The organism is Nocardia wallacei, from assembly GCF_029868745.1.
Lineage (GTDB): Bacteria > Actinomycetota > Actinomycetes > Mycobacteriales > Mycobacteriaceae > Nocardia > Nocardia wallacei_B.
This window is the reverse complement of the sequence record NZ_JARWOP010000279.1, coordinates 22,357-41,778: the sequence shown is the minus strand read 5'-3', so window position 1 is coordinate 41,778 and position 19,422 is coordinate 22,357. Positions and strand designations below refer to the sequence as shown.

23 protein-coding genes and 1 pseudogene are annotated in these 19,422 nt (G+C 69.3%); 15 read left to right on the top strand and 9 right to left on the bottom strand.

Annotated elements, in window-relative coordinates; translation table 11 throughout:
* Positions 1-203: 203 nt before the first annotated feature.
* On the bottom strand, positions 204-1,898 hold the full coding sequence (locus tag QH470_RS25025) for a serine/threonine-protein kinase (RefSeq protein WP_280274783.1): 1,695 nt from the start codon (positions 1,896-1,898) through the stop codon (positions 204-206).
* A 117-nt stretch (positions 1,899-2,015) separates the two neighbouring features.
* Between QH470_RS25025 and QH470_RS25020 the strand changes: the two are divergent.
* From QH470_RS25020 to QH470_RS25005, 4 genes and pseudogenes are all read left to right on the top strand, one after another.
* Positions 2,016-2,396 (top strand): annotated as a pseudogene (locus QH470_RS25020) (DUF1707 SHOCT-like domain-containing protein); the annotation flags it as partial.
* 125 nt (positions 2,397-2,521) lie between these two features.
* Positions 2,522-2,860 (top strand): hypothetical protein, encoded by a 339-nt coding sequence (locus QH470_RS25015; RefSeq protein WP_280274782.1) that lies wholly within the window; start codon positions 2,522-2,524, stop codon positions 2,858-2,860.
* A gap of 144 nt (positions 2,861-3,004) precedes the next feature.
* Entirely contained in the window at positions 3,005-3,196 is a 192-nt protein-coding gene (locus QH470_RS25010) for a hypothetical protein (protein ID WP_280274781.1), read from the top strand.
* Positions 3,197-3,265: 69 nt separating this feature from the next.
* Entirely contained in the window at positions 3,266-4,066 is an 801-nt protein-coding gene (locus tag QH470_RS25005; protein ID WP_425302773.1) for a biotin--[acetyl-CoA-carboxylase] ligase, read from the top strand.
* A gap of 29 nt (positions 4,067-4,095) precedes the next feature.
* Here QH470_RS25005 and QH470_RS25000 read toward each other — a convergent pair whose 3' ends face one another.
* Positions 4,096-5,046 carry an acyl-ACP desaturase gene (locus QH470_RS25000; protein ID WP_280274780.1) on the bottom strand — a complete coding sequence of 317 codons (951 nt, stop codon included), beginning with the start codon at positions 5,044-5,046 and terminating at the stop codon, positions 4,096-4,098.
* Between the two features lie 199 nt (positions 5,047-5,245).
* On the opposite strand from QH470_RS25000, the gene QH470_RS24995 reads away from it, so the two are divergent.
* The 3 genes from QH470_RS24995 to QH470_RS24985 are packed head-to-tail and all read left to right on the top strand — an operon-like array spanning position 5,246 to position 7,803.
* Positions 5,246-5,779, top strand: a complete 534-nt coding sequence (locus tag QH470_RS24995; RefSeq protein ID WP_280274779.1) for a PH domain-containing protein — start codon at positions 5,246-5,248, stop codon at positions 5,777-5,779.
* 25 nt (positions 5,780-5,804) lie between these two features.
* A complete protein-coding gene (locus tag QH470_RS24990) occupies positions 5,805-6,482 on the top strand; it encodes a response regulator transcription factor (protein ID WP_195100056.1) in 678 nt (225 codons plus the stop codon).
* Positions 6,483-6,489: 7 nt separating this feature from the next.
* On the top strand, positions 6,490-7,803 hold the full coding sequence (locus QH470_RS24985) for a sensor histidine kinase (protein WP_280274778.1): 1,314 nt from the start codon (positions 6,490-6,492) through the stop codon (positions 7,801-7,803).
* Between the two features lie 153 nt (positions 7,804-7,956).
* On the opposite strand, the gene QH470_RS24980 is transcribed toward QH470_RS24985, so the two are convergent.
* Positions 7,957-8,502 (bottom strand): GtrA family protein, encoded by a 546-nt coding sequence (locus tag QH470_RS24980; RefSeq protein WP_280274777.1) that lies wholly within the window; start codon positions 8,500-8,502, stop codon positions 7,957-7,959.
* A gap of 121 nt (positions 8,503-8,623) precedes the next feature.
* Between QH470_RS24980 and QH470_RS24975 the strand changes: the two genes are divergently transcribed.
* The 5 genes from QH470_RS24975 to QH470_RS24955 all read left to right on the top strand — a co-directional run bounded on the left by QH470_RS24975 (position 8,624) and on the right by QH470_RS24955 (position 12,726).
* Positions 8,624-9,796 (top strand): 5-(carboxyamino)imidazole ribonucleotide synthase, encoded by a 1,173-nt coding sequence (locus QH470_RS24975; RefSeq protein ID WP_280274776.1) that lies wholly within the window; start codon positions 8,624-8,626, stop codon positions 9,794-9,796.
* Positions 9,789-10,292, top strand: a complete 504-nt coding sequence (purE, locus tag QH470_RS24970; protein WP_280274775.1) for a 5-(carboxyamino)imidazole ribonucleotide mutase — start codon at positions 9,789-9,791, stop codon at positions 10,290-10,292. The genes QH470_RS24975 and purE overlap by 8 nt, the downstream gene beginning before the upstream one ends.
* A gap of 15 nt (positions 10,293-10,307) precedes the next feature.
* Positions 10,308-10,961, top strand: a complete 654-nt coding sequence (locus tag QH470_RS24965) for a TetR family transcriptional regulator (protein WP_280274774.1) — start codon at positions 10,308-10,310, stop codon at positions 10,959-10,961.
* Between the two features lie 170 nt (positions 10,962-11,131).
* On the top strand, positions 11,132-12,289 hold the full coding sequence (locus QH470_RS24960) for an acyl-CoA dehydrogenase (RefSeq protein WP_280274773.1): 1,158 nt from the start codon (positions 11,132-11,134) through the stop codon (positions 12,287-12,289).
* A gap of 98 nt (positions 12,290-12,387) precedes the next feature.
* Complete coding sequence (locus tag QH470_RS24955; protein ID WP_280274772.1) at positions 12,388-12,726, top strand: hypothetical protein; 339 nt, start codon at positions 12,388-12,390, stop codon at positions 12,724-12,726.
* Between the two features lie 15 nt (positions 12,727-12,741).
* Here QH470_RS24955 and QH470_RS24950 read toward each other — a convergent pair whose 3' ends face one another.
* Entirely contained in the window at positions 12,742-13,032 is a 291-nt protein-coding gene (locus QH470_RS24950; RefSeq protein ID WP_280274771.1) for a GNAT family N-acetyltransferase, read from the bottom strand.
* Between the two features lie 39 nt (positions 13,033-13,071).
* Entirely contained in the window at positions 13,072-14,430 is a 1,359-nt protein-coding gene (locus QH470_RS24945; protein WP_280274770.1) for an FAD-binding oxidoreductase, read from the bottom strand.
* Between the two features lie 41 nt (positions 14,431-14,471).
* Here QH470_RS24945 and QH470_RS24940 point away from each other — a divergent pair, with 41 nt between their 5' ends.
* Positions 14,472-14,792 (top strand): GroES family chaperonin, encoded by a 321-nt coding sequence (locus QH470_RS24940; RefSeq protein WP_280274769.1) that lies wholly within the window; start codon positions 14,472-14,474, stop codon positions 14,790-14,792.
* Between the two features lie 71 nt (positions 14,793-14,863).
* Here the strand turns inward: QH470_RS24940 and QH470_RS24935 are convergent, their stop codons facing one another.
* The 4 genes from QH470_RS24935 to QH470_RS24920 form a co-directional block, all read right to left on the bottom strand.
* Positions 14,864-15,535 (bottom strand): MFS transporter, encoded by a 672-nt coding sequence (locus tag QH470_RS24935; protein ID WP_280274768.1) that lies wholly within the window; start codon positions 15,533-15,535, stop codon positions 14,864-14,866.
* Between the two features lie 224 nt (positions 15,536-15,759).
* On the bottom strand, positions 15,760-16,428 hold the full coding sequence (locus QH470_RS24930; RefSeq protein WP_280274767.1) for a Type 1 glutamine amidotransferase-like domain-containing protein: 669 nt from the start codon (positions 16,426-16,428) through the stop codon (positions 15,760-15,762).
* Between the two features lies 1 nt (position 16,429).
* Positions 16,430-17,254, bottom strand: coding sequence for a maleylpyruvate isomerase family mycothiol-dependent enzyme (locus QH470_RS24925; RefSeq protein ID WP_280274766.1), 825 nt, complete (start codon positions 17,252-17,254; stop codon positions 16,430-16,432).
* Positions 17,251-17,700 carry an HIT domain-containing protein gene (locus QH470_RS24920; protein ID WP_280274765.1) on the bottom strand — a complete coding sequence of 150 codons (450 nt, stop codon included), beginning with the start codon at positions 17,698-17,700 and terminating at the stop codon, positions 17,251-17,253. Before QH470_RS24920 ends, QH470_RS24925 begins: the two co-directional genes overlap by 4 nt.
* Before the next feature lie 269 nt (positions 17,701-17,969).
* On the opposite strand from QH470_RS24920, the gene QH470_RS24915 reads away from it, so the two are divergent.
* Both QH470_RS24915 and QH470_RS24910 read left to right on the top strand, forming a co-directional pair.
* A complete protein-coding gene (locus tag QH470_RS24915; RefSeq protein WP_280274764.1) occupies positions 17,970-19,097 on the top strand; it encodes a Re/Si-specific NAD(P)(+) transhydrogenase subunit alpha in 1,128 nt (375 codons plus the stop codon).
* Positions 19,097-19,420: an NAD(P) transhydrogenase subunit alpha part 2 gene (locus QH470_RS24910; RefSeq protein ID WP_280274763.1), complete on the top strand. Its 324-nt coding sequence runs from the start codon at positions 19,097-19,099 to the stop codon at positions 19,418-19,420. Before QH470_RS24915 ends, QH470_RS24910 begins: the two co-directional genes overlap by 1 nt.
* Positions 19,421-19,422 lie beyond the last annotated feature (2 nt).

Genomic DNA, 19,422 nt, shown 5'->3' with positions numbered 1-19,422 from the left:
CCCGCGGGCCCGCCGCCCCAACCCCGCCGGGCCCGGGGCGCCCCTATAACATGTCGCCCCCGGGGTTTTCCGCGCGCCCCGGCCCCCCCGCGCCGCGCCCGGGTCTTGTTGTCGGATCGGGCCTTGCTGTGGGCGGTAGTGCCCTGGCGCTCCCACTTCTCGCCGTCCGATGTGAGTTGCGGCCGATGTGAGAACCGAAGGATTCAGCGCTGCTCCGATTTCTTGTCTTCCTTGTTCGGCTTGTGGTGGTCGGACTGGTCCGCCGGGGCGAGGAAACCCGGGAGCTGGATAGGTGGCGCCTGGGACTGCGGTTGCTGGGTCGGGAATTGCAGTGTGGGGATCGGGATCTGGAACGATGTGGGGAATCCCGTCGGGAACGGCAGCGTGTATCCCGGCGGCGGCCAGTCCTTACCCGTCGGCGCGACGGTGCTCGCCTGCGGCTCGGCAGTCGCGGTCGCGGAGACAGCGGGCTGCCGCCCCGGCTGCCCACCCCCACCCTGCGTCAGCACCGCCGTACAGGCCGCGACGAGAGCGAACCCGAGCACGGCGACACCCACCACCACGGTCGCGATCTTGACCACCGACCGCTGTCGCGGCTCCGGCCGCACCGGCTGCCGAGCCGTCCCACCCCCGGCCCCACCCGGCCGCCACGGCGGTTGCCCCCCACCGGGCCCGGGCATGACGCGAGTGGGCCGCAACGGCCGCCCGGCCGAATCGACCTGCGGCGACTGCCCAGCCGCATCGACCGGATCCTGCGGCATGACCCGCGTCGCCCGCAGCGGCTGACCGGCCGCATCGACCGGGCTTTCCGGCATCGCGCGAGTGGGTTGTAGTGGATGACTTGGTGAGTGTGCCTGCGCGGCTTGGTGGTTCGGTTCGGCAGTGTTCGGTTGCGCCTGTGCGAGTGGGGTTTCCGGAAGTGCTCTGGTTGGGCGGAGGGGCTGTCCGGGCGTGTCTGTGCCGGATGGGGGTGCGGGGAGAACGGAGGTGGATTTCGGGGAGGAGGCCCAGGGTGATGCGGGTTGGCCTGTTGCCTGGGTGAGTGGTTCGGACTGTTCGGGGAGGGGTGGGGTGCGGGGGACGGGGTGGGGCATGCCGATGGCGGTGCGGGCGGCGGCGGCGAGGTCGCCGGCGGTGGGGTAGCGGTGCTCGGCGTTCTTCGCCATGCCGCGGGCGATGACCGCGTCCAGGGCCTGCGGGATCGCGGGGTTGTCGGCCGACGGGCGCGGGGGGTCCTCGCGCAGGTGGGCGTGTAGTTGCTGGACCGGGTCGGTGTCGCCGAAAGGGCGCTGGGCGGTGAGGCATTCGAACAGCACACAGGCCAGCGAGTAGATGTCCGAGCGGGCGTCGCCCTGGCCGGTGAACCGCTCCGGAGCCATGTACGCCAGCGTCCCCACCGTGAAACCCGTTGCGGTGATGGTGGTCTGGTTCGGCGCCCGCGCGATGCCGAAATCGATGAGGTACGCGAAACCGCTCGCGTGCACGATGATGTTGGCGGGCTTGACGTCGCGGTGGATCAGCCCGGCCGCGTGCGCCGCGTCGAGCGCCTCGGCGATCTGGGACACGATGTCGACGGCCTCGGGCGCCCCGATCGGCCCGGGCCGCAGCCGCCGGGCCAGATCGGTGCCGGGCACGTGCGCCATGTCCAGGAACAGCCGCCCGTCCTGCTCCCCGAAGTCGTGGATCGGCACGATGTGCGGATTGCTCAGGCTCGCGCCGATGCGCGCCTCGCGTTCGAACCGCCGCCGATAGTCGGGGTCCTCGGCCGCGGTGATGGTGAGAATCTTCAGCGCCACCGAACGATCGGCGGCCGTGTCGCGGGCCAGCCACACCTCACCGACCGAGCCCCGCCCGATCATCCGGTCGAGCCGGTACTTGCCGAACGTCCGCGCCGCCATCAGCGCCTCCAGGTGAGACGGGTGCCGCGCTGCCGGAACATGGTTCGACCCTAAACCGGCGTCACCGCACGAGACCAGTGTGGGCCGTGCGACAGTGGGAAGCGCTAATCTCGTGTCATGGCTGATACTCCCGACGTCCGCATCGGTACCGCGGAGCGCGAAAAGGCCATGGAGCAGCTCTCCCAGCATTTCGCCGCCGGGCGGCTCTCGGTGGCGGAGTTCGACGAACGCAGCGGTGTGATCGCCGCGGCGGTGACGCGCGGAGACCTCGCACCGGTCTTCGCCGATCTGCCGCAGCCGGTGGCCGACGAGCCCCGCGCACCGCGCCCCCGGTCGGGTGGTCGGCCGCAGATCCAGGGTCCCGCGATGGGCCTGACCGTCATCCTGGCGCTGGTGCTGTTCTTCACCACCGGCAGCTGGCTGTGGTTCCTGATGATCCCGGCTGCGGGCATCTTGATCGGTTCGCTCGGGCACGGCGGCCATCGGCGTCGCCACGAGATCCGGGAAGAGCGGCACCTGGTGGCCGAGGCGCACCGGCTGGAGATCGAGCAGCACCGCCGGGAGATGAAGCAGCAAGCGCGCGAACTCCGGCAGCAGCACCGCGACCGGCGGCGGGGCAGGTAATGGAGCCGATCGAGATCAACGCGGGCGGCTGGTACCTGCGCGCCCTGCGCGCCGACGACCGCATCGACGACCGCCCCGCCCTCGCCGACGGCGGCATCACCGATCCGGAGTACGTGGACCGCCGCGCCCGCGAATGGGCCGCGCAGACCCACTACTCGTGGGCGGTGTGCGAACCGACCACCGCGGAAATGGTGGCCGAGATCGTCGTCACGCCGAATCCCGATGGCACCGCGGATATTTCGGGCTGGGCCCGCGAGAGCTACGACGGTGCACTGGAATCCGGTGAGCAGGCCGTGCGCCGTTTCGTCGCCGGTGCGCTGGGTCTGCAACCGATCTGAGGTCCTGATTCGACGCGAAAAGCGTTGCACAGCAATAGCTTCTGCTCATTCAAGGTACCGCGCCGCCGAATATTCACTGTCGCGACACCTATCTCGCGAGTTACGGTGAACACCCCCCGTTGTCGAGCGTTGGGGAGGCGCAACATGTGGGAGTGGAGTAGAACCGTCGCCGAACGAGCCGCCGCCGCGGTGTGGACCGGGTCGGCTCGCGAACCGCGGCCGACCGTGGTCGACCCCGAGACCTGGCGGGAGAACACCGAGCACGACAACGATCGCGACGATGCCGACGCGATCTCCGTATCCGCACAGCTCGGCGAGTATTGCCTCATCGCCTGAACGCGTGCCACGGCGCCGCATCCGCACGGGTGCGGCGCCGTGTTCGTACCGCAGTAGTAGCCTGCGGGAGTGCAGAGGCCACCCTTGGATGCCGGACTCCTGCGGCGCGGCGTCGCCGAACTCCCGGAGTTGTCGTTGTTCTCCCGCATCGACGTGGTGGAGTCGACCGGTTCCACCAACGCCGACCTGCTGGCGCTGGCCGACGACCCGGGTGCGGACGGCCGCGTCCTGGTCGCGGAGACGCAGCGCACCGGCCGCGGCCGCCACGATCGGGTCTTCGTGAGCCCGCCGCGTGCGCAGATCGCGATGTCGGTGCTGCTGCGACCGCGCGGCGTCGACCCGTCCGCCCTGGGCTGGCTGCCGCTGCTGGCGGGCGTGGCGACGGTGGACGCGGTGCGGGCCACCACCGGCCTGCGGGCGAGCCTGAAATGGCCCAACGACGTCCTGATCGACGGCCGCAAGGCCGCGGGCATCCTGGCCGAGGTCGCGCCGGGACCGGACGGCCCGGCAGTGGTGCTCGGTATCGGCCTCAACGTCAGCCTGACCGAGGAAGAGTTGCCGGTCCCGCACGCCACGTCGCTGGTCCTCGCCGGCGCCGCGGAGGTCGACCGCACCGCGCTGGTGCGGTCGATGCTGCGCGAAATCGCCGGGTATTTCACCGCGTGGCGCGCCGCCGGTTGGGACCCGTCCGGCCTGGCGCGCGAATACCGAACGCGCTGCGCCACTCTCGGCATGGCCGTGCGCGCGGAGCTGCCCGGTGGCGAGGTGCTGACCGGAACCGCCGCCGACGTGGACAGTCAGGGGCGGTTGCTGATCGGCGACCGGCCGGTGTCGGCGGGCGATGTCACCCACCTGCGGCCGCAGGACTGAGAGTCACTGCGGCGCAGGAGGTTACGCCGTTACACCGGTGTCAGTTCGCGTGCCCGCTCGCGCGCCAGCAGCCGATCGCGCTGCTCCTCGAACTTGACCACATCCTGCGCCAGCTTCTCCAGATAGGCGGCGAGACGCTCCCTGGCTTGTTCGCCACCCGGCCCGAAATCGTTGCGCTCGAAGATGTTCCAGTTCTTCAGCACCGGCGCCACCACCTCCTCGTGGTGCTGGCGCAGGTCGTAGATGCCGTGCTTGGCCATCATGGCGCCGTTGCGGCGGAAGTCAGGCATGCCGTAACCGGGCATGGTGAAGTTGGTGAGCACCTTGACGATCGCCTCGATCGCCTGGTCCGGCACCAGATCCAGGCCCGCGGCGCAGAGCGTCCGGTAGAAGATCATGTGCAGGTTCTCGTCGGCGGCCACGCGCTGCAGCATGCGGTCGGCTATGGGGTCGTCGCACACCCGGCCGGTGTTGCGGTGCGAGACGCGAGTGGCCAGCTCCTGGAACGTCACATAGGCGACGTTCTCCAGGAAGCCGCCCCAGTCGTCGGGCGAGTGGGCGCCGTTGGTCATGTGGATCATCCGGGCCTGTTCGAGCGCGACCGGGTCCACGCCGCGGGTGACCACCAGATAGTCGCGGATCACGATGCCGTGGCGGTTCTCCTCGGCGGTCCAGCGGCCGACCCAGGTGCCCCAGGCGCCGTCCTGGGAGAAATTCTCGGCGATCTCGCGGTGGTAGGAGGGCAGATTGTCCTCGGTGAGCAGATTGGTGATCATCGCGACCTTGGCGACCTCGCTCAGCGTGGATTGTTCGGGCGCCCAATCCACTCCGCCCATGGCGGCGAAGTTGCGGCCCCGGTCCCAGGGCACGTAGTCGTGCGGGTGCCAGTCCTTGGCCATCGACAGATGCCTGTTCAGGTTCTGCTCGGCCACCGGCTCGAGCTCTCGCAGTATTTCCAGCTGAGTCAGTTCCTCGGTCACGCACGCCTCCGCTATCGCAAATCGACAGGAAAAAGCCGGGTCGTCCTTCGGTGCTGCAGGAAGAGCCATGGAGATCCGCGCGTGCCGTCCGTGCGCCGTGCTGGCGTCACGTGGCTCCGGTCGCGGTAGCTGCAAATTGTGCAGCACAACGGCGTTCGCTGTCAGGAAATTTCGTATCTTCACGCGGTAGGGTTCGATTATGGGCTACCCGGAGGAGCTGCTCGCACCCGAGGAGCGGTTGCTGCTGCACCGTCATCCGCATTGGAAGATGCTGTTCTGGCCCGCGATCACGCTGATCGTGGCCACGGCCGTCGCCGGGTTCGCCGGGGGCTTCGCCTACCGCAATACCGAGGGCACCACCCGCAGCGCTGTGCTCATCGCCGTCGTGGTGATCTGGGTGGCACTGCTGCTGTGGCGCTGCGCGGCGCCCGTACTCCGGTGGAAGTCAACGCATTTCATCATCACCGACCGGCGCGTGCTGGTCCGCGAGGGCGTCCTCACCCATACCGGTATCGACATCCCGATGAATCGGATCGCCAATATCCAGTTCCGGCACGGGCTTTCCGATCGCATGCTCGGCACCGGCACCCTGATCATCGACGCGGCCTCCGGCGATCCGCTGGAGTACGACGACATCCCGCAGGTACAGAAGGTGCACGCGCTGCTGTACCACGAGGTCTTCGACAATCCGCACAGCCCGCCCTACGACCACGGCCGGTCCGGCCGACGTTAGCGCCGCGGCTGCGTAATCTTGGAGCGTGACCGCTGTACTGCTGGCCGAAGACGACGAGGCCATCGCGGCCCCGCTCTCCCGGGCGCTGGGGCGCGAGGGCTACTCGGTGACCGTGGAGAGTTTCGGTCCCGCGGTGCTGCAACGCGCCCTGGAGGGCGGGCACGACCTGCTGATCCTGGATCTCGGCCTGCCCGGCATGGACGGTCTGGAGGTATGCCGCCAGGTGCGTGCGCGCGGGGCCGATCTGGCGGTGCTGATGCTCACGGCGCGCACCGACGAGGTCGACTTCGTGGTCGGCCTGGACGCCGGCGCGGACGATTACGTGGGCAAACCGTTCCGGCTGGCGGAGTTGCTGGCCCGGGTGCGGGCCCTGTTGCGGCGGAGCGGAATCGGCGACGAGGCGGTGGAGGTGGGCGGTATCCGGCTGGAGCCGCAGGCGCGCCGGGTGCTGGTCAACGGGCATGAGGTGAACCTGGCCAACAAGGAGTACGAACTGCTGAAGGTGCTCATAGACAAGGCAGGTCAGGTCGTGCCGCGCGAGACGATCCTGCGGGAGGTGTGGGGCGACGCCGATCTGCGCGGCTCCAAGACGCTCGATATGCATATGTCCTGGCTGCGTCGCAAGATCGGGGACGAGGGGCCGGTGGCCGAGCGCCGGATCGTGACCGTGCGCGGCGTCGGCTTCCGGTTCAACACCGACTGAGGAGCCCATGCGCCGCCGAATACTGTTGTCGATGCTCGCTGCCCTGACCCTCACCACGGTGGTGCTGGGCATCCCGCTCGGCTTCACCGCCTGGCAGTGGGTGGCCGACATCACCCGCGGCGACCTGCGGGCGCGGCTGGACCGGATGGCCGTGGAGATCGTCGCCCAGGAGCGCGACGACGGGCAGGTGCACGGCGCGCTGGACCTGCGCTCGGTGCGGCCGCTGATCCCGCCCGGCGGGCGGCTCACGGTCGTGTATCCGACGCCGGAGGATTCCGCGATGCGCGTCGACGCGGGCGTGCCGGGGGTGGACGACCCGGTGGTGGAGTCGCTGTCCATGGGCACGTCGGGTTCGCTGCGCCTGGAAGTTCCGGCGGCGCCGATGCATTCGATGCAGCGCCAGGCGGTCGGCGCGGTGGCGCTGGTGGCATTGGCCTCGCTGGCGGCGGGTGCGGCGGTGGCGGTGGTGACCGCGCGCCGGGTGGCCGATCCGCTGCGCGATGTCGCGGCCCGCGCCGCGCGGATCGCGGTCGGCGACTTCCGGCTGGACGCGCGGCGGCACGGCATCACGGAACTGGATCGCGTGTCCGACGTATTGGATGCGGCCGCCGTCGAGATCGCCGGGCGGTTGCAACGCGAGCACGCGCTGGTCGCCGATGTCTCGCATCAGTTGCGCAGCCGCCTGACCGCGGTGCGGCTGCGGCTGGACGAGCTGTCGGTGCACGACGATCCGGATGTGGTGCACGAGGCCGAGGAGGCGATGGCGCAGGTCGACCGCCTGACCGAGGCCATCGACGATCTGGTGCGCGCCTCCCGCGACGAGGGCGCCGCCGACCGCGACCCGGTCCCCGTGGTGGAGGAACTGCGCGGTGTGGTGGCCGAATGGCGGCACCCGTTCACCGAGGCGGGCCGCAAGCTGATCCTGTCCGGCGACCCGACCCTGACCGCCCCGGTGACCGGCTCCCGGCTGCGCGAGGCGCTGGCGGTGCTGGTCGACAACGCCCTGATGCACGGCGGCGGCGACTGCACGGTGTCGGTGCGCACCGTCTACGGTGGCCCCGACCGCGAACCCCTGGTAGCCGTCGAGGTGGCCGACGAGGGCGACGGCGTCAGCGACGACCTCGCCCCGCACATCTTCGACCGCGGCTTCTCCGGCGCCGGATCCACCGGCGTCGGCCTGGCCCTGGCCCGCGCCCTGATCGAGGCCGACGGCGGCCGCCTCGAACTACACCGCCGCCGCCCCGCCCTGTTCGCGATATTCCTGGGCAAGCCCAGCGCGGCGAAGGGCGAGAACGGCACCGCGACCAGCGAACCGCGATAATGGGTCGGCGTCACCCCTACTGACGAATACCTGAAAGTTCGCGGCCCGTCCCCGAGTCTGGACTGACGGAGCGGGGGAGCGAAGCGGAGGAGCGGAGGAGGGAAGACTCGGGGTCACAGGGCCGCGAACCGCGGCGGCGGAGCCGACGCCGAATCAACTGTGCCCCAGTTGCTCTTCCTCTTCGTACAATTCCTCGAATTCTTCTACGAGCGTGTCGATTTCGTTCGGGAAGACCCAGCGGCGCATGGACCAGAAACGGAAGACCATCTGGAGGATATTGCCGACCAGGTAGGCGCTGAGGAAGTCGGAGATGTTCTCGGCGGCCAGGCTGATGTGGGGGACCTGGAGGTCGAGCCAGTAGCGCGATACCCACAGCGGCAGGAAGCTCAGGACCACGCCGATGCCGCTGACGGCGAAGAACAGGAGGGCCTCGTGGTGTTTCTCGCGACCGCCGCGCCCCTTGAACGACCATTCCCGGTTGAGAATGTAGGAGGCGATGACCGCGATGACACCCGAAATGATCTTGGCGGTAACCGGCTTCGGCGACAGTACCGTCAATTTGAGGATGTAGAAGATGCCGCTGTCGATGACGAACGTGGTGGCCCCCACAATCGCGAACTTGATCAGTTCGTGATGGCGATAGGCGAGATCCCGAAGCGTTCTGGGTAGGGCGCTGACCACGTTGTCGACGATTGACACGGACCGAGTCTACGTCGCTCGATTTTTCGGCAACCAACCCGACCGCAGTTGCGAGGGCGGTGCCATGACAATATTGGGGGCCGTGAACGAGCCCAGTACCCGTCCCTTCGATGCTTCTGTGATGCCGACCGTGACCATGGTCGGCGGTGGCCAGCTGGCGCGGATGACCCATCAGGCGGCCGTCGCGCTGGGCCAGCGCCTGCGCGTGCTCGCCGAGCGACTCGACGACCCGGCCGCCCAGGTCACTCCCGAGGTCGTGCTGGGTTCGCACACCGATCTGGCCGCATTGCGCAAGGCGGCGGTCGGTTCGCACGCGCTCACCTTCGACCACGAGCACGTGCCGACCGAGCACCTGCGCGCCCTGGTCGCCGAGGGTGTGAACGTGCAGCCGCCCCCGCAGGCGCTGGTCTACGCCCAGGACAAACTGGCTATGCGCCGCCGCCTCGCCGAGTTGGACATCCCCGTCCCGGCCTTCGTCGCGGTCGAGTCCGTCGCCGACGTGGTGGCGTTCGGTGACCAGCACGGCTGGCCCTGCGTGCTGAAGGCGGTGCGCGGTGGCTACGACGGCCGGGGTGTGTGGATGCCGGAGTCGACCGCGGAAGCGGAGTCGATCGCCCGCGACCAGCTGTCGAAGGGCGTCACGCTGCTCGCCGAGCAGAAGGTGGAACTGCGCCGGGAGCTGTCGGCCATGGTGGCGCGCTCCCCGTTCGGTCAGGCCGCCGTGTGGCCGGTGGTGGAGACCGTGCAGCGCAAGGGCCAGTGCGCGGTGGTGATCGCGCCCGCGCCCGGCCTGTCCGAGGACGCGGCGGCCGCGGCCTCCGCGCTGGCGCTCGGGCTGGCCGCCGAACTGGGTGTGACCGGCGCGATGGCGGTGGAGTTGTTCGAGACCCACGCCGGCGAGCTGCTGGTGAACGAGCTGGCGATGCGGCCGCACAACTCCGGGCACTGGAGCATGGACGGCGCGGTGACCGGCCAGTTCGAGCAGCATCTGCGGGCGGTGCTGGACTACCCGCTCGGCGACACCACGCCGCTGGCGCCGGTCACGGTGATGGCCAACATCTTGGGCGCCCCCGAGGCCCCGGCGAAGTCGATGGACGAGCGGCTGCATCACCTGTTCGCGCGCCTGCCCGAGGCGCGGGTGCACCTGTACGGCAAGGGCGAGCGGCCCGACCGCAAGATCGGGCATGTCAACATTCTCGGTGACGACGTGGCCGAGGTGCGCGAGAAGGCCGAGCGAGCGGCACAGTGGATGTCGCACGCGGTATGGACCGACGGATGGGATCCCCATGAGTGACACAGTGCAGGTCGGCCTGATCATGGGCAGCGACTCCGACTGGCCGACGATGGAGGCGGCCGCGGAAGCGTTGGCGGAGTTCGGCATTCGCTTCGAGGTCGGCGTGGTCTCGGCGCACCGCACGCCCCAGCGCATGCTCGACTACGCCCGCGGCGCGGCGGAGCGCGGGATCCGGGTGATCATCGCCGGCGCCGGTGGCGCCGCGCACCTGCCGGGCATGGTGGCCGCCGCGACGCCGCTGCCGGTGATCGGTGTGCCGGTGCCGCTGAAGTACCTCGACGGCCTGGACTCGCTGCTGTCGATCGTGCAGATGCCCGCCGGGGTGCCGGTGGCCACGGTCTCGGTCGGTGGTGCGCGCAACGCCGGGCTGCTGGCGGTCCGCATCCTCGCCGCCGCCGACGCCGAATTGCGTTCGCGCATGGAACAATTCCAGGCCGGGCTGGAGCAGCTGGTGCTGGAGAAGGACGACGCGCTGCGCGCTCGGCTGCTCGGCTGAGCGGGCGGCCCGCCGATGAGCACCGCCGGGGACTCCGGTTTCAAGCTCGCCGTCGTCGATCACGCACTGCGGCTGTTCGCCGAAAAGGGTTACGAGGCAACGACGGTCGACGAGATCGCCGAAGCCGCGGGTATCTCGCGGCGCACCTTCTTCCGGCAGTTCCGGTCCAAGGAGGATGTCGTCTTCGCCGACCACGAGGCGCAATTGGCGCAGGCGCAGGCGTATCTCGCTGCGGCGCAGGGTGATCCGTGGGATGCGGTGGCGGAGGCGGTGGTCGGGGTGTTCGAGCGGTTCACCCAGACGCGCGAGCTGGCCGCGCGGCGCTACCGGGTGGTCCGTCAAGTCCCGGCGCTGCGCGATCGCGAGATCGTCACCGTGTTCCGGTACGAGCGGCTGTTCACCGACTATTTGCGGCGGCGGCTGCCGCAGGCGCCGGATCTGACGTTGATCCAGTTCACCGCGGCCGTCACGGCGACGCACAACTATCTGCTGCGCCGCATGGTGCGGGGCGAGGGCGAGGCCGCCGCGTCGGACCTGCGCGCGGCGCTGGCCGCGATCCCGCGGGCCGGGCGGGAGCAGTCGGAGGAGCTGGTGGTGGCGGTGTTTCCGCGGGACATGCCACCCCGCCGGGTTGCCGACCTGCTGTCGCATCGGCTCGGTAACCTGTAGGGACGGCGCTGGGTCGCCCAAGTGACACTCAGTGCCAGGTGATCTGCCGGACATAGGCGCATGTGGCTGCGATATCGCGGCGTATACTCAATCCTCGATGGCACTGAGTGCCGACCTGCTGACGATTTGCGGAACCAGGCGATTCCGACCCGACGACCAGGAGTGAACCCATGGCGGGCAATCCCGACTTCGACCTGTTCAAACTCGACGACATCCACAACGAACTGCGCGAGGCCATCCGCGGCCTGGCCGAGAAGGAGATCGCGCCGCACGCGAAGGCCGTCGACGAGCAGGCCCGATTCCCGCAGGAGGCCCTGGACGCGCTCAACGCCGCCGGGTTCAACGCCGTGCACGTCCCTGAGACCTACGGCGGCCAGGGCGCCGACTCGGTCGCGACCTGCATCGTGATCGAGGAGGTCGCGCGGGTGTGCGGCTCGTCGTCGCTGATCCCGGCGGTCAACAAGCTCGGCACCATGGGCCTGATCCTGAAGGGCTCGGAGGAACTCAAGCACCAGGTGCTCGCCGACCTCGTCGACGGGAAGATGGCCTCCTACTGCCTGTCCGAGCGGGAGGCCGGCTCCGACGCCGCGAGCATGCGCACCCGGGCCCGCCGCGACGGCGACGACTGGGTGATCAACGGCTCCAAGTGCTGGATCACCAACGGCGGCCAGTCCACCTGGTACACCGTGATGGCGGTGACCGATCCGGACAAGGGCGCCAACGGCATCTCGGCGTTCATGGTGCACAAGGACGACCCGGGCTTCGTCGTCGGCCCGCTCGAGCACAAGCTGGGCATCAAGGGCTCGCCGACCGCGGAGCTGTACTTCGAGAACTGCCGCATCCCGGGCGACCGGATCATCGGCGCCGAGGGCACCGGCTTCAAGACCGCCCTCGAGACGCTCGACCACACCCGCCCCACCATCGGCGCGCAGGCCGTGGGCCTGGCGCAGGGCGCGCTGGACGCCGCGATCGCCTACACCAAGGACCGCAAGCAGTTCGGCAAGGCGATCGCCGATTTCCAGAACACCCAGTTCATGCTCGCCGATATGGCCATGAAGGTGGAGGCCGCGCGACTGATGGTCTACACCTCCGCGGCCCGCGCCGAGCGCGGCGAGAAGAACCTAGGTTTCATCTCCGCGGCGTCGAAGTGTTTCGCCTCGGATGTGGCGATGGAGGTCACCACGAATGCCGTGCAGTTGTTCGGCGGCGCCGGTTACACCACCGACTTCCCGGTCGAGCGAATGATGCGCGATGCCAAGATCACGCAGATCTACGAGGGCACCAACCAGATTCAGCGCATGGTCATGTCGCGCGCAATCCTCCGGTGAATCTCGACCGCCCAGATCTGTTCTTACATCGGTAATTTCAGTCGCAATCGGGCGAATTAGGGCTATCGGACCGGCCGTGCACGGAGCACTATTGAGGCATGGCCGGCGTCGAGATCAACGACAGATTCGTCCGGCGCACGCTGGACAACGGACGGATCGAAGAGGTTGCGTGGCACGATCTTACGGAGGTGCGGATCATCACCACGGCGGACGGACCGTTCGCCGACGATGTCTTTTTCGTGTTGATCGGCGCGAAGGGTAACGGCTGTGTGGTGCCGCATTCGGCGGCCGACTCCGGTTTCCTGGTCCGGCTGCAACGGCTGCCGGGTTTCGACAACACCAAAGTGGTGGAGGCGATGGGGAGCGTGACCGACCGGCAGTTTCTGGTGTGGCGGCGCAAGAGTCCCGCGAAGGGCGGCTCGCCCGCCCGGAACTAGCCGGTCGGTGCGGAACTACGCGACCAGATCGGCGTATTCGCGATGCTCGCCGATGAACTGCTCGACGTACCAGCAGGTGGGTACGACGGCGAATCCCGCCTCGCGCGTATCGCGCAGGGCGAATTCCACGACCTGAGCCGCCACGCCCCGCCCGCGGAATTCGGGGAACGTCAGCGTGTGCTGGAAATCCCGGACCTTCCGATCGCCGGTGGTCCGCTCGCTGTAGTCGGCGTAACCGGCGAGGGTGTCGTCGAGGTAGACCTCGTAGCGGGTGGCCTCGACATTGTGCTCGAACCTGGTGGTCATGGTCGGTAAAACTCCTCGATGGCGGCTGTTGTTCCAGTCCTACAGCACGGCGCCCGGGTTCAGGATGCCGTGCGGGTCCAGCGCGTCCTTGACGCGGCGGGTCAGCGCCATCACGTCCGGGCCGAGCTGATCGGGCAGCCACGCCTTCTTCAGCCTGCCCACGCCGTGCTCGCCGGTGATGGTGCCGCCCAGCGCGATGGCCAGGTCCATGATCTCTCCGAAGGCCTGATGGGCGCGGGCGCTCTGGTCGGCATCGGCCGGGTCGTGCACGATCAGCGGGTGGGTGTTGCCGTCGCCGGCGTGCGCGATCACCGACACCAGCACGTCGCGACGGGCGGCGATCTCGGCGATGCCGGTGATCAGCTCGCCGAGCCGCGGCAGCGGCACCCCGACGTCCTCGAGCAGTAGCGGCCCTTTGCGTTCCACCGCGGGTATGGCGAATCGCCGTGCGGCGGTGAAGGCTTCGCCCTCCTCCGGGTCCTCGGTGCTGAAAACCTCTGTGGCACCGGCCTGCTCGCAGGCGGCGACGATGACGGCGGCCTCCTCGGCGGCGTAGCGGCCGGGTGCGTCGGAGCGGGCCACCAGCAGCCCCGCGGCCGAACGGTCCAGGCCCATCCGCAGTTCGTCCTCGACGGCGTTGATCGCCACCGCGTCCATGAACTCCAGCATCGACGGGCGCAGCCGGGCCGTGACGGCGAGGATCGCGTCGGTCGCGGCGGTCAGCGTCGCGAACGACGCGACCACCGTGCTCTGCGGCGGTTGTGCGGGCAGCAGGCGCAGGGTGAGTTCGGTGATCACCCCGAGGGTGCCCTCGCTGCCGACGAACAGTTTCGTCAGGGCCAGGCCCGCGGAGTCCTTCAATCGCGGACCGCCCAGGTGCACGGGGGTGCCGTCGGCCAGCACCACCTCCATGCCGAGGACGTAATCGGTAGTGACGCCGTACTTCACGCAGCACAGCCCACCGGCGTTGGTGGCGGCATTGCCGCCGATCGAGCAGATCTCGAACGAGGACGGATCCGGCGGATACCACAGGCCGTGTTCCGCGACGGCCCGCTTGACCTCGGCGTTCAGCAGGCCGGGCTGGACCACCGCGGTGCGGGTCACCGGGTCGACCGTGATGTCGCGCATGCGTTCGGTGCTGAGCAGCAGGGCCCCTGCCTGTGCCGTCGCCCCGCCCGACAGGCCGGTGCCCGCGCCCCGCGGCACGACCGGAACCCGGTGTTCGTGCGCCCACCGCAGGATGGTCGCGACCTGCTCGGTCGTGCGCGGGCGGAGCAGCGCGGCCGGCATGGCCGCGGCGGGGTCGAGCGCGCGGTCCTGGCGATATCCAGTGAGGACGTCCGGGTCGGTGACGAGCACGCCGTCGGGAAGCTGCGCGGCGAGGATGTTCGGATCCACACCCCCGAAACTACGTCGTCCGGTGCCGGTACACTGCCGCGGTGTCCGATGCCAAGCTAGAGATCCAGATGCTGCACGATCGGGTCATGGTGCGCGTGGCGCAGGAGCCCGGTGAGCGACGCAGCAGCGGAGGCATTCTGATTCCGGCCACGGCGCAGGTGGCCAAGCGGCTCATCTGGGGCGAGGTGTCCGGCGTGGGCTCGCACGTGCGCAGCGTCGCGGTCGGCGATCGGGTCCTGTTCAGCGCCGAGGACCAGTTCGAGGTGGAGGTCCAAGGCCACCCGTACCTCGTCCTGCGCGAACGCGACCTGCACGCCGTGGCGAGCGAACGCCCGGAACACGGCACCGGCCTGTATCTGTAAGTGCGGTCCCGCCAGCGCGTTTCATCCCGTCATTCCGGCATGCTCTTCGCCGGGATGACGGGGCAAGGTGATCAGTGGGTGGCACGCCGCGGCAACGTGAAGGCGGCCGCCAACACAATGGCCAGGACGACGAGCCCCGCCAGGGCGGCTGCTTGCATGGCGGTCACGTAATCGCCGGTGCCGCTTGCGGATCCGAGGACCGAGAAGAAGATGGTGCCGAGGACCGTGGCGCCGACGGCATTGCCGAACTGCTTGGCGGTGGTGAGGACACCCGCGGCCATGCCGAACAGGTCGGCGTCCAGCAGTACGCCGCCGAGTACCTGCCCGGCGACCGCGCCGGTGCCGATGGTCGCGCCGTAGGCGGCCATCGCCCGCGGCCGCTCGGCGGCCGGGAACATGGTGTTGATCAGCGCCAGCATCTGCGGCACCATCAGCGCCGCCGTCCCGCCCTGCAGGACGCGGAACACCACCAGCGCCCAGGCGTTGGGCGCGAGTCCGCACAGCAGTGAGGCGGCCGCGAAGGCGACCATGCCGATCGCGAACAACCGGCGATGACCGTGCAGGTCGCCGAGTCGCCCGCCGGTGATCAGGCCGGAGGCGAAGGCGAAGCCGTAACCGCCGACGATCAGCTCCAGCGCGGCCTCCCCGGCGTGCAGGTCGGTTTGCAGCGAGGAGGCCGCGACATTGACCACGAACCAGTCGAACATCGCCATGAATACGGCGCTCAGCACCACCGGCAGCACCCGCCACCGCGCGGCGTACGGCGCCGGTCCGGCAGGGGCGACAGTGGTTGGGACGGAAGGAGATTCGAGTCCTGCCGGCTACCTGCTCACCCTGCTGACCGGCATGATCAACTATCGCGAGGCGCTCCCGCAGTCGGCCCGCTTCGTGATCGGCGGGGACGACGACCCCGAGGCGTGGCGCTCGTGGCTCGAGGACGCGGTCCGGCGGGTGGTGGCGGCGAAAGCTACTGCGCCCCAGGGGGAGTGTTATCCGACGTCAGCACGTCGATCCGCTCGCCATCGACGATCACCGCGTCGTCGTCGGTGAGCGCCCAGTGCGGGACCCCTTCGGCGCGGAAGTGCGCGGCGAGACGGTCGCCACAGCCGTCAGGATCGGTGCCGGGGGAGTTCACATGCGGGACGATGCGGTGGTCCACCAAACCCAGCCCGTCCCAGCGGGTTTCGATGCCACAGGCGGGGAGGACCTCGTCCGGGTCGTCGGCCTCCTCCAGGCCGTGCAGGTCCGGCGTGAGTAGGCACGCCCCCGCGCTGTAGCCGGCGTAGACCAGCGCGTCCTCGGCGAGCAGCCGGGCAAGCACCAGATCGGCCGCGCTGCGGGCGAATTGGGCGCGCAGTACGAACGTATTACCCCCTCGCACCCACAGCATCGGGTAGCCGCGCAGGACCTGCTCCAATTCCTCCGGCCGCCCGACGTATTCGCGCAGATCGACCACGTCTGGCCGGAAACCCAACCGCCGCAAGGGATTCACGTCACTGCTGACGGCGCCCTGCCACATCGCGGGCCACGCGTCACAGGCGTTCGGGATCACCGCCACCCGGCCGGGCATGCCGATCAACGCGGCGAGCCGGTCGTAATGCGCGCCGAATCTGTAGCTGGACAGGAACAGTCGCATCTCAGATGGTGAAGGCGAGGTTGCGGATCAGCCGGTCGCCCAGTTCCTTGTCGCCGACGATGGTGAATTCGTCGAGGTGGGCGTCGGCGTCGGTGCGCCCGCCGCGCAAGCGGGCGAACAGCCCGGAGGACAGCTCGATGGTCACGGTCGCGGGACCGTCCAGGGCGTCGACCAGCTCGGCGCGGCCGTCCACGACGATGTGCAGCTGCCGGGTCACGGGACCGGTGAGCGCGATGGTGAGCTGTGCACCGTCCGGCGCCTGCGCCTTTTTCACCACCGCGCGGCCGATGGTGGGAATCAGCTCGGCGAAGGCGAACTCCGCGCGCGGCCCGCCCTCGTCCACGGTGACGCCGAGGGCGTCGGCGATATCCTGCTCGTGCATCCAGCAGTCGAACAACCGGACCCGCATGAATCGCCCGTAAGGCACGGTGCCGACGGGGGATTCGGTGAGTGCGGCCCAGGCGTCGGCGCTCGTCTCCGCCAAGGCTTTCCGCCGCTGGTCGGTCACCTCGCGGAATTCACCGAGCAACTCGGCGCCGGACCGACCGCGCCGCGACTCGATCGCGACCTCGTTGAGCGCGCCGATCTCGTTGCGCACGTGCTCGAATCCGCGCACGTCGGTGTCGAGCCGCGGAGCCGGCAGGCCCAGCAGCATGGATTCGATGCCGATGACGTGGGCGATGACGTCGAAAACGGTCCAGCCGGGTAGCGCTGTCGGTGTGCGCCAAGCCTTTTCGTCCAGCTCGGCGACCAGCCGGGCCAGCGCGTCCCACTGCTCGGACAGCGCGGCGGTGAGTTCGGCGTGATTCGGTGGCGGCGTGCTCATGCGCGAGTCTCCCTCTCCTCGGTATCGAGCCGGTCCAGTCCGGCGCGGATGGCGGCGGCGGTGGCCGCGGGTTCGTGCGGACGGCGCAGCACGAAGCCGCGGGCGAAGGTGAACAGGTCGCCCCGCCGGCGCGGCACCACGTGCAGGTGGACGTGATGCACCGTCTGGAAGGCCGACTTGCCGTCGTTCAGCAGCAGATTCGCGCCGTCCGCGGCGAGATCGCTGCGGCGCAGCGCCTTGGCGAGGCGGTGCCCGAGGGTGAAGATCCGCGCGCCGAGTTCATGCTCCAGATCGTCCAGGTTCGTGGCGTGCTGCTTGGGGATCACCAGCGTGTGCCCGCGGGTGATGGGCCGGATGTCGAGGAACGCGCACAGGGTCTCGTCCTCGTAGACCTTGGTCGCCGGTGCGGTGCCCGCGACGATGCCGCAGAAGATACAGCCACTCACTCGCCCGACATTACGGCGTACGACCGCTCGGTGACAGCCCGCGGCCTCGGCGATTCTCCGGCCTGCGGCGTACCCCTTAATTCCGGCAATAGGGAGGAATGCACCCTCACCATGTGACGTTGATCTCGGCTACGCTCACCGCGTGCCGGGTACAGTTGCGAGGATTCGCTGGAACCTACTGAAAAGTAAGTTCCGGAAAACTTGACCGGGCACAGCGGCCCACCATGGTGTCGGGGGCCAGCTGCCACCACGAGTAAGGAAGTTGACCAGTGGAGACAACGCAAAGCGCAGACGCGGACGCGCCGCGCGGGACGTCTGTCGGAGTCGTGCGCGAATCGGGCGCCGGCGAGCGACGCGTCGCGTTGGTGCCGAAGATCGTTCCTGCCCTGCAGAAGCTGGGGGTGCGGGTCGTCGTCGAGTCCGGTGCCGGACTGGGCGCGCTGATCCCCGACGAGGCCTATGTCGAGGCGGGCGCCACCATCGGCGACCCGTGGTCGGCGGAAGTGATCGCGAAGGTCGCGCCGCCGAGCGATGCCGAGATCGCGAAGCTGTCCGCGGGACAGACGCTGATCGGGTTCCTTGCTCCGCGCAACGCCGACAACAAGATCGGCGCGTTGCGGGCCGCGGGAGTGCAGTCCTTCGCGGTGGAGGCGATCCCGCGCATTTCGCGGGCACAGGCGATGGACGCGTTGTCCTCGCAGGCGAACGTGTCGGGTTACAAGGCGGTGCTGCTGGCGGCGTCGGAGTCGACGCGGTTCTTCCCGATGCTGACCACGGCCGCGGGCACGGTGAAACCCGCGACGGTGCTGGTGCTCGGCGTGGGTGTGGCGGGCCTGCAGGCACTGGCCACCGCGAAGCGGCTCGGCGCCCGGACCACCGGATACGACGTGCGGCCCGAGGTCGCCGATCAGGTCCGCTCGGTGGGCGCGCAGTGGCTCGATCTGGGCATCGATGCCGCCGGTGAGGGCGGGTACGCCCGCGAACTCACCGACGAGGAGAAGGCGAAGCAGCAGCAGGCCCTCGAGGACGCCATCAAGGGCTTCGACGTGGTGATCACCACCGCGCTGGTCCCCGGGCGGCCCGCGCCGCGGCTGGTGACCGCGGCCGCGGTGGAGGGCATGAAGCCCGGCAGCGTGATCGTGGACCTGGCCGGTGAGACCGGCGGCAACTGCGAGCTGACCGAGCCGGGCGAGACGGTGGTCAAGCACGAAGTCACCATCGCCTCCCCGCTGAATCTGCCCGCGACCATGCCCGAGCACGCCTCGGAGTTGTACTCGAAGAACATCGCCGCCCTGCTGGAGCTGATGGTGGTCGACGGCAAGCTGGCGCCCGATTTCGAGGACCAGGTGCTCGCCGATTCCTGCGTCACCCGCGAGGCGGAGAAGGAGCAGAGCTGATGTACACCGAATTGCTGGCCAATATCGCGATTCTGGTGCTGTCGGGGTTCGTCGGCTTCGCCGTGATCTCGAAGGTCCCGAATACGCTGCACACCCCGCTGATGTCGGGGACCAACGCCATTCACGGCATCGTGGTGCTGGGTGCGCTGGTCACCCTGGGCCGCGTCGAGGACCCGTCGGTGGCGACGCAGATCATTCTGTTCGTGGCCGTGGTGTTCGGAACCCTCAACGTCATCGGCGGCTTCGTCGTGACCGACCGGATGCTGGGCATGTTCAAGGGCAAGAAGCCCGGTGCGGGTGCGAACGCGAAGGCGGGGAAGTAACC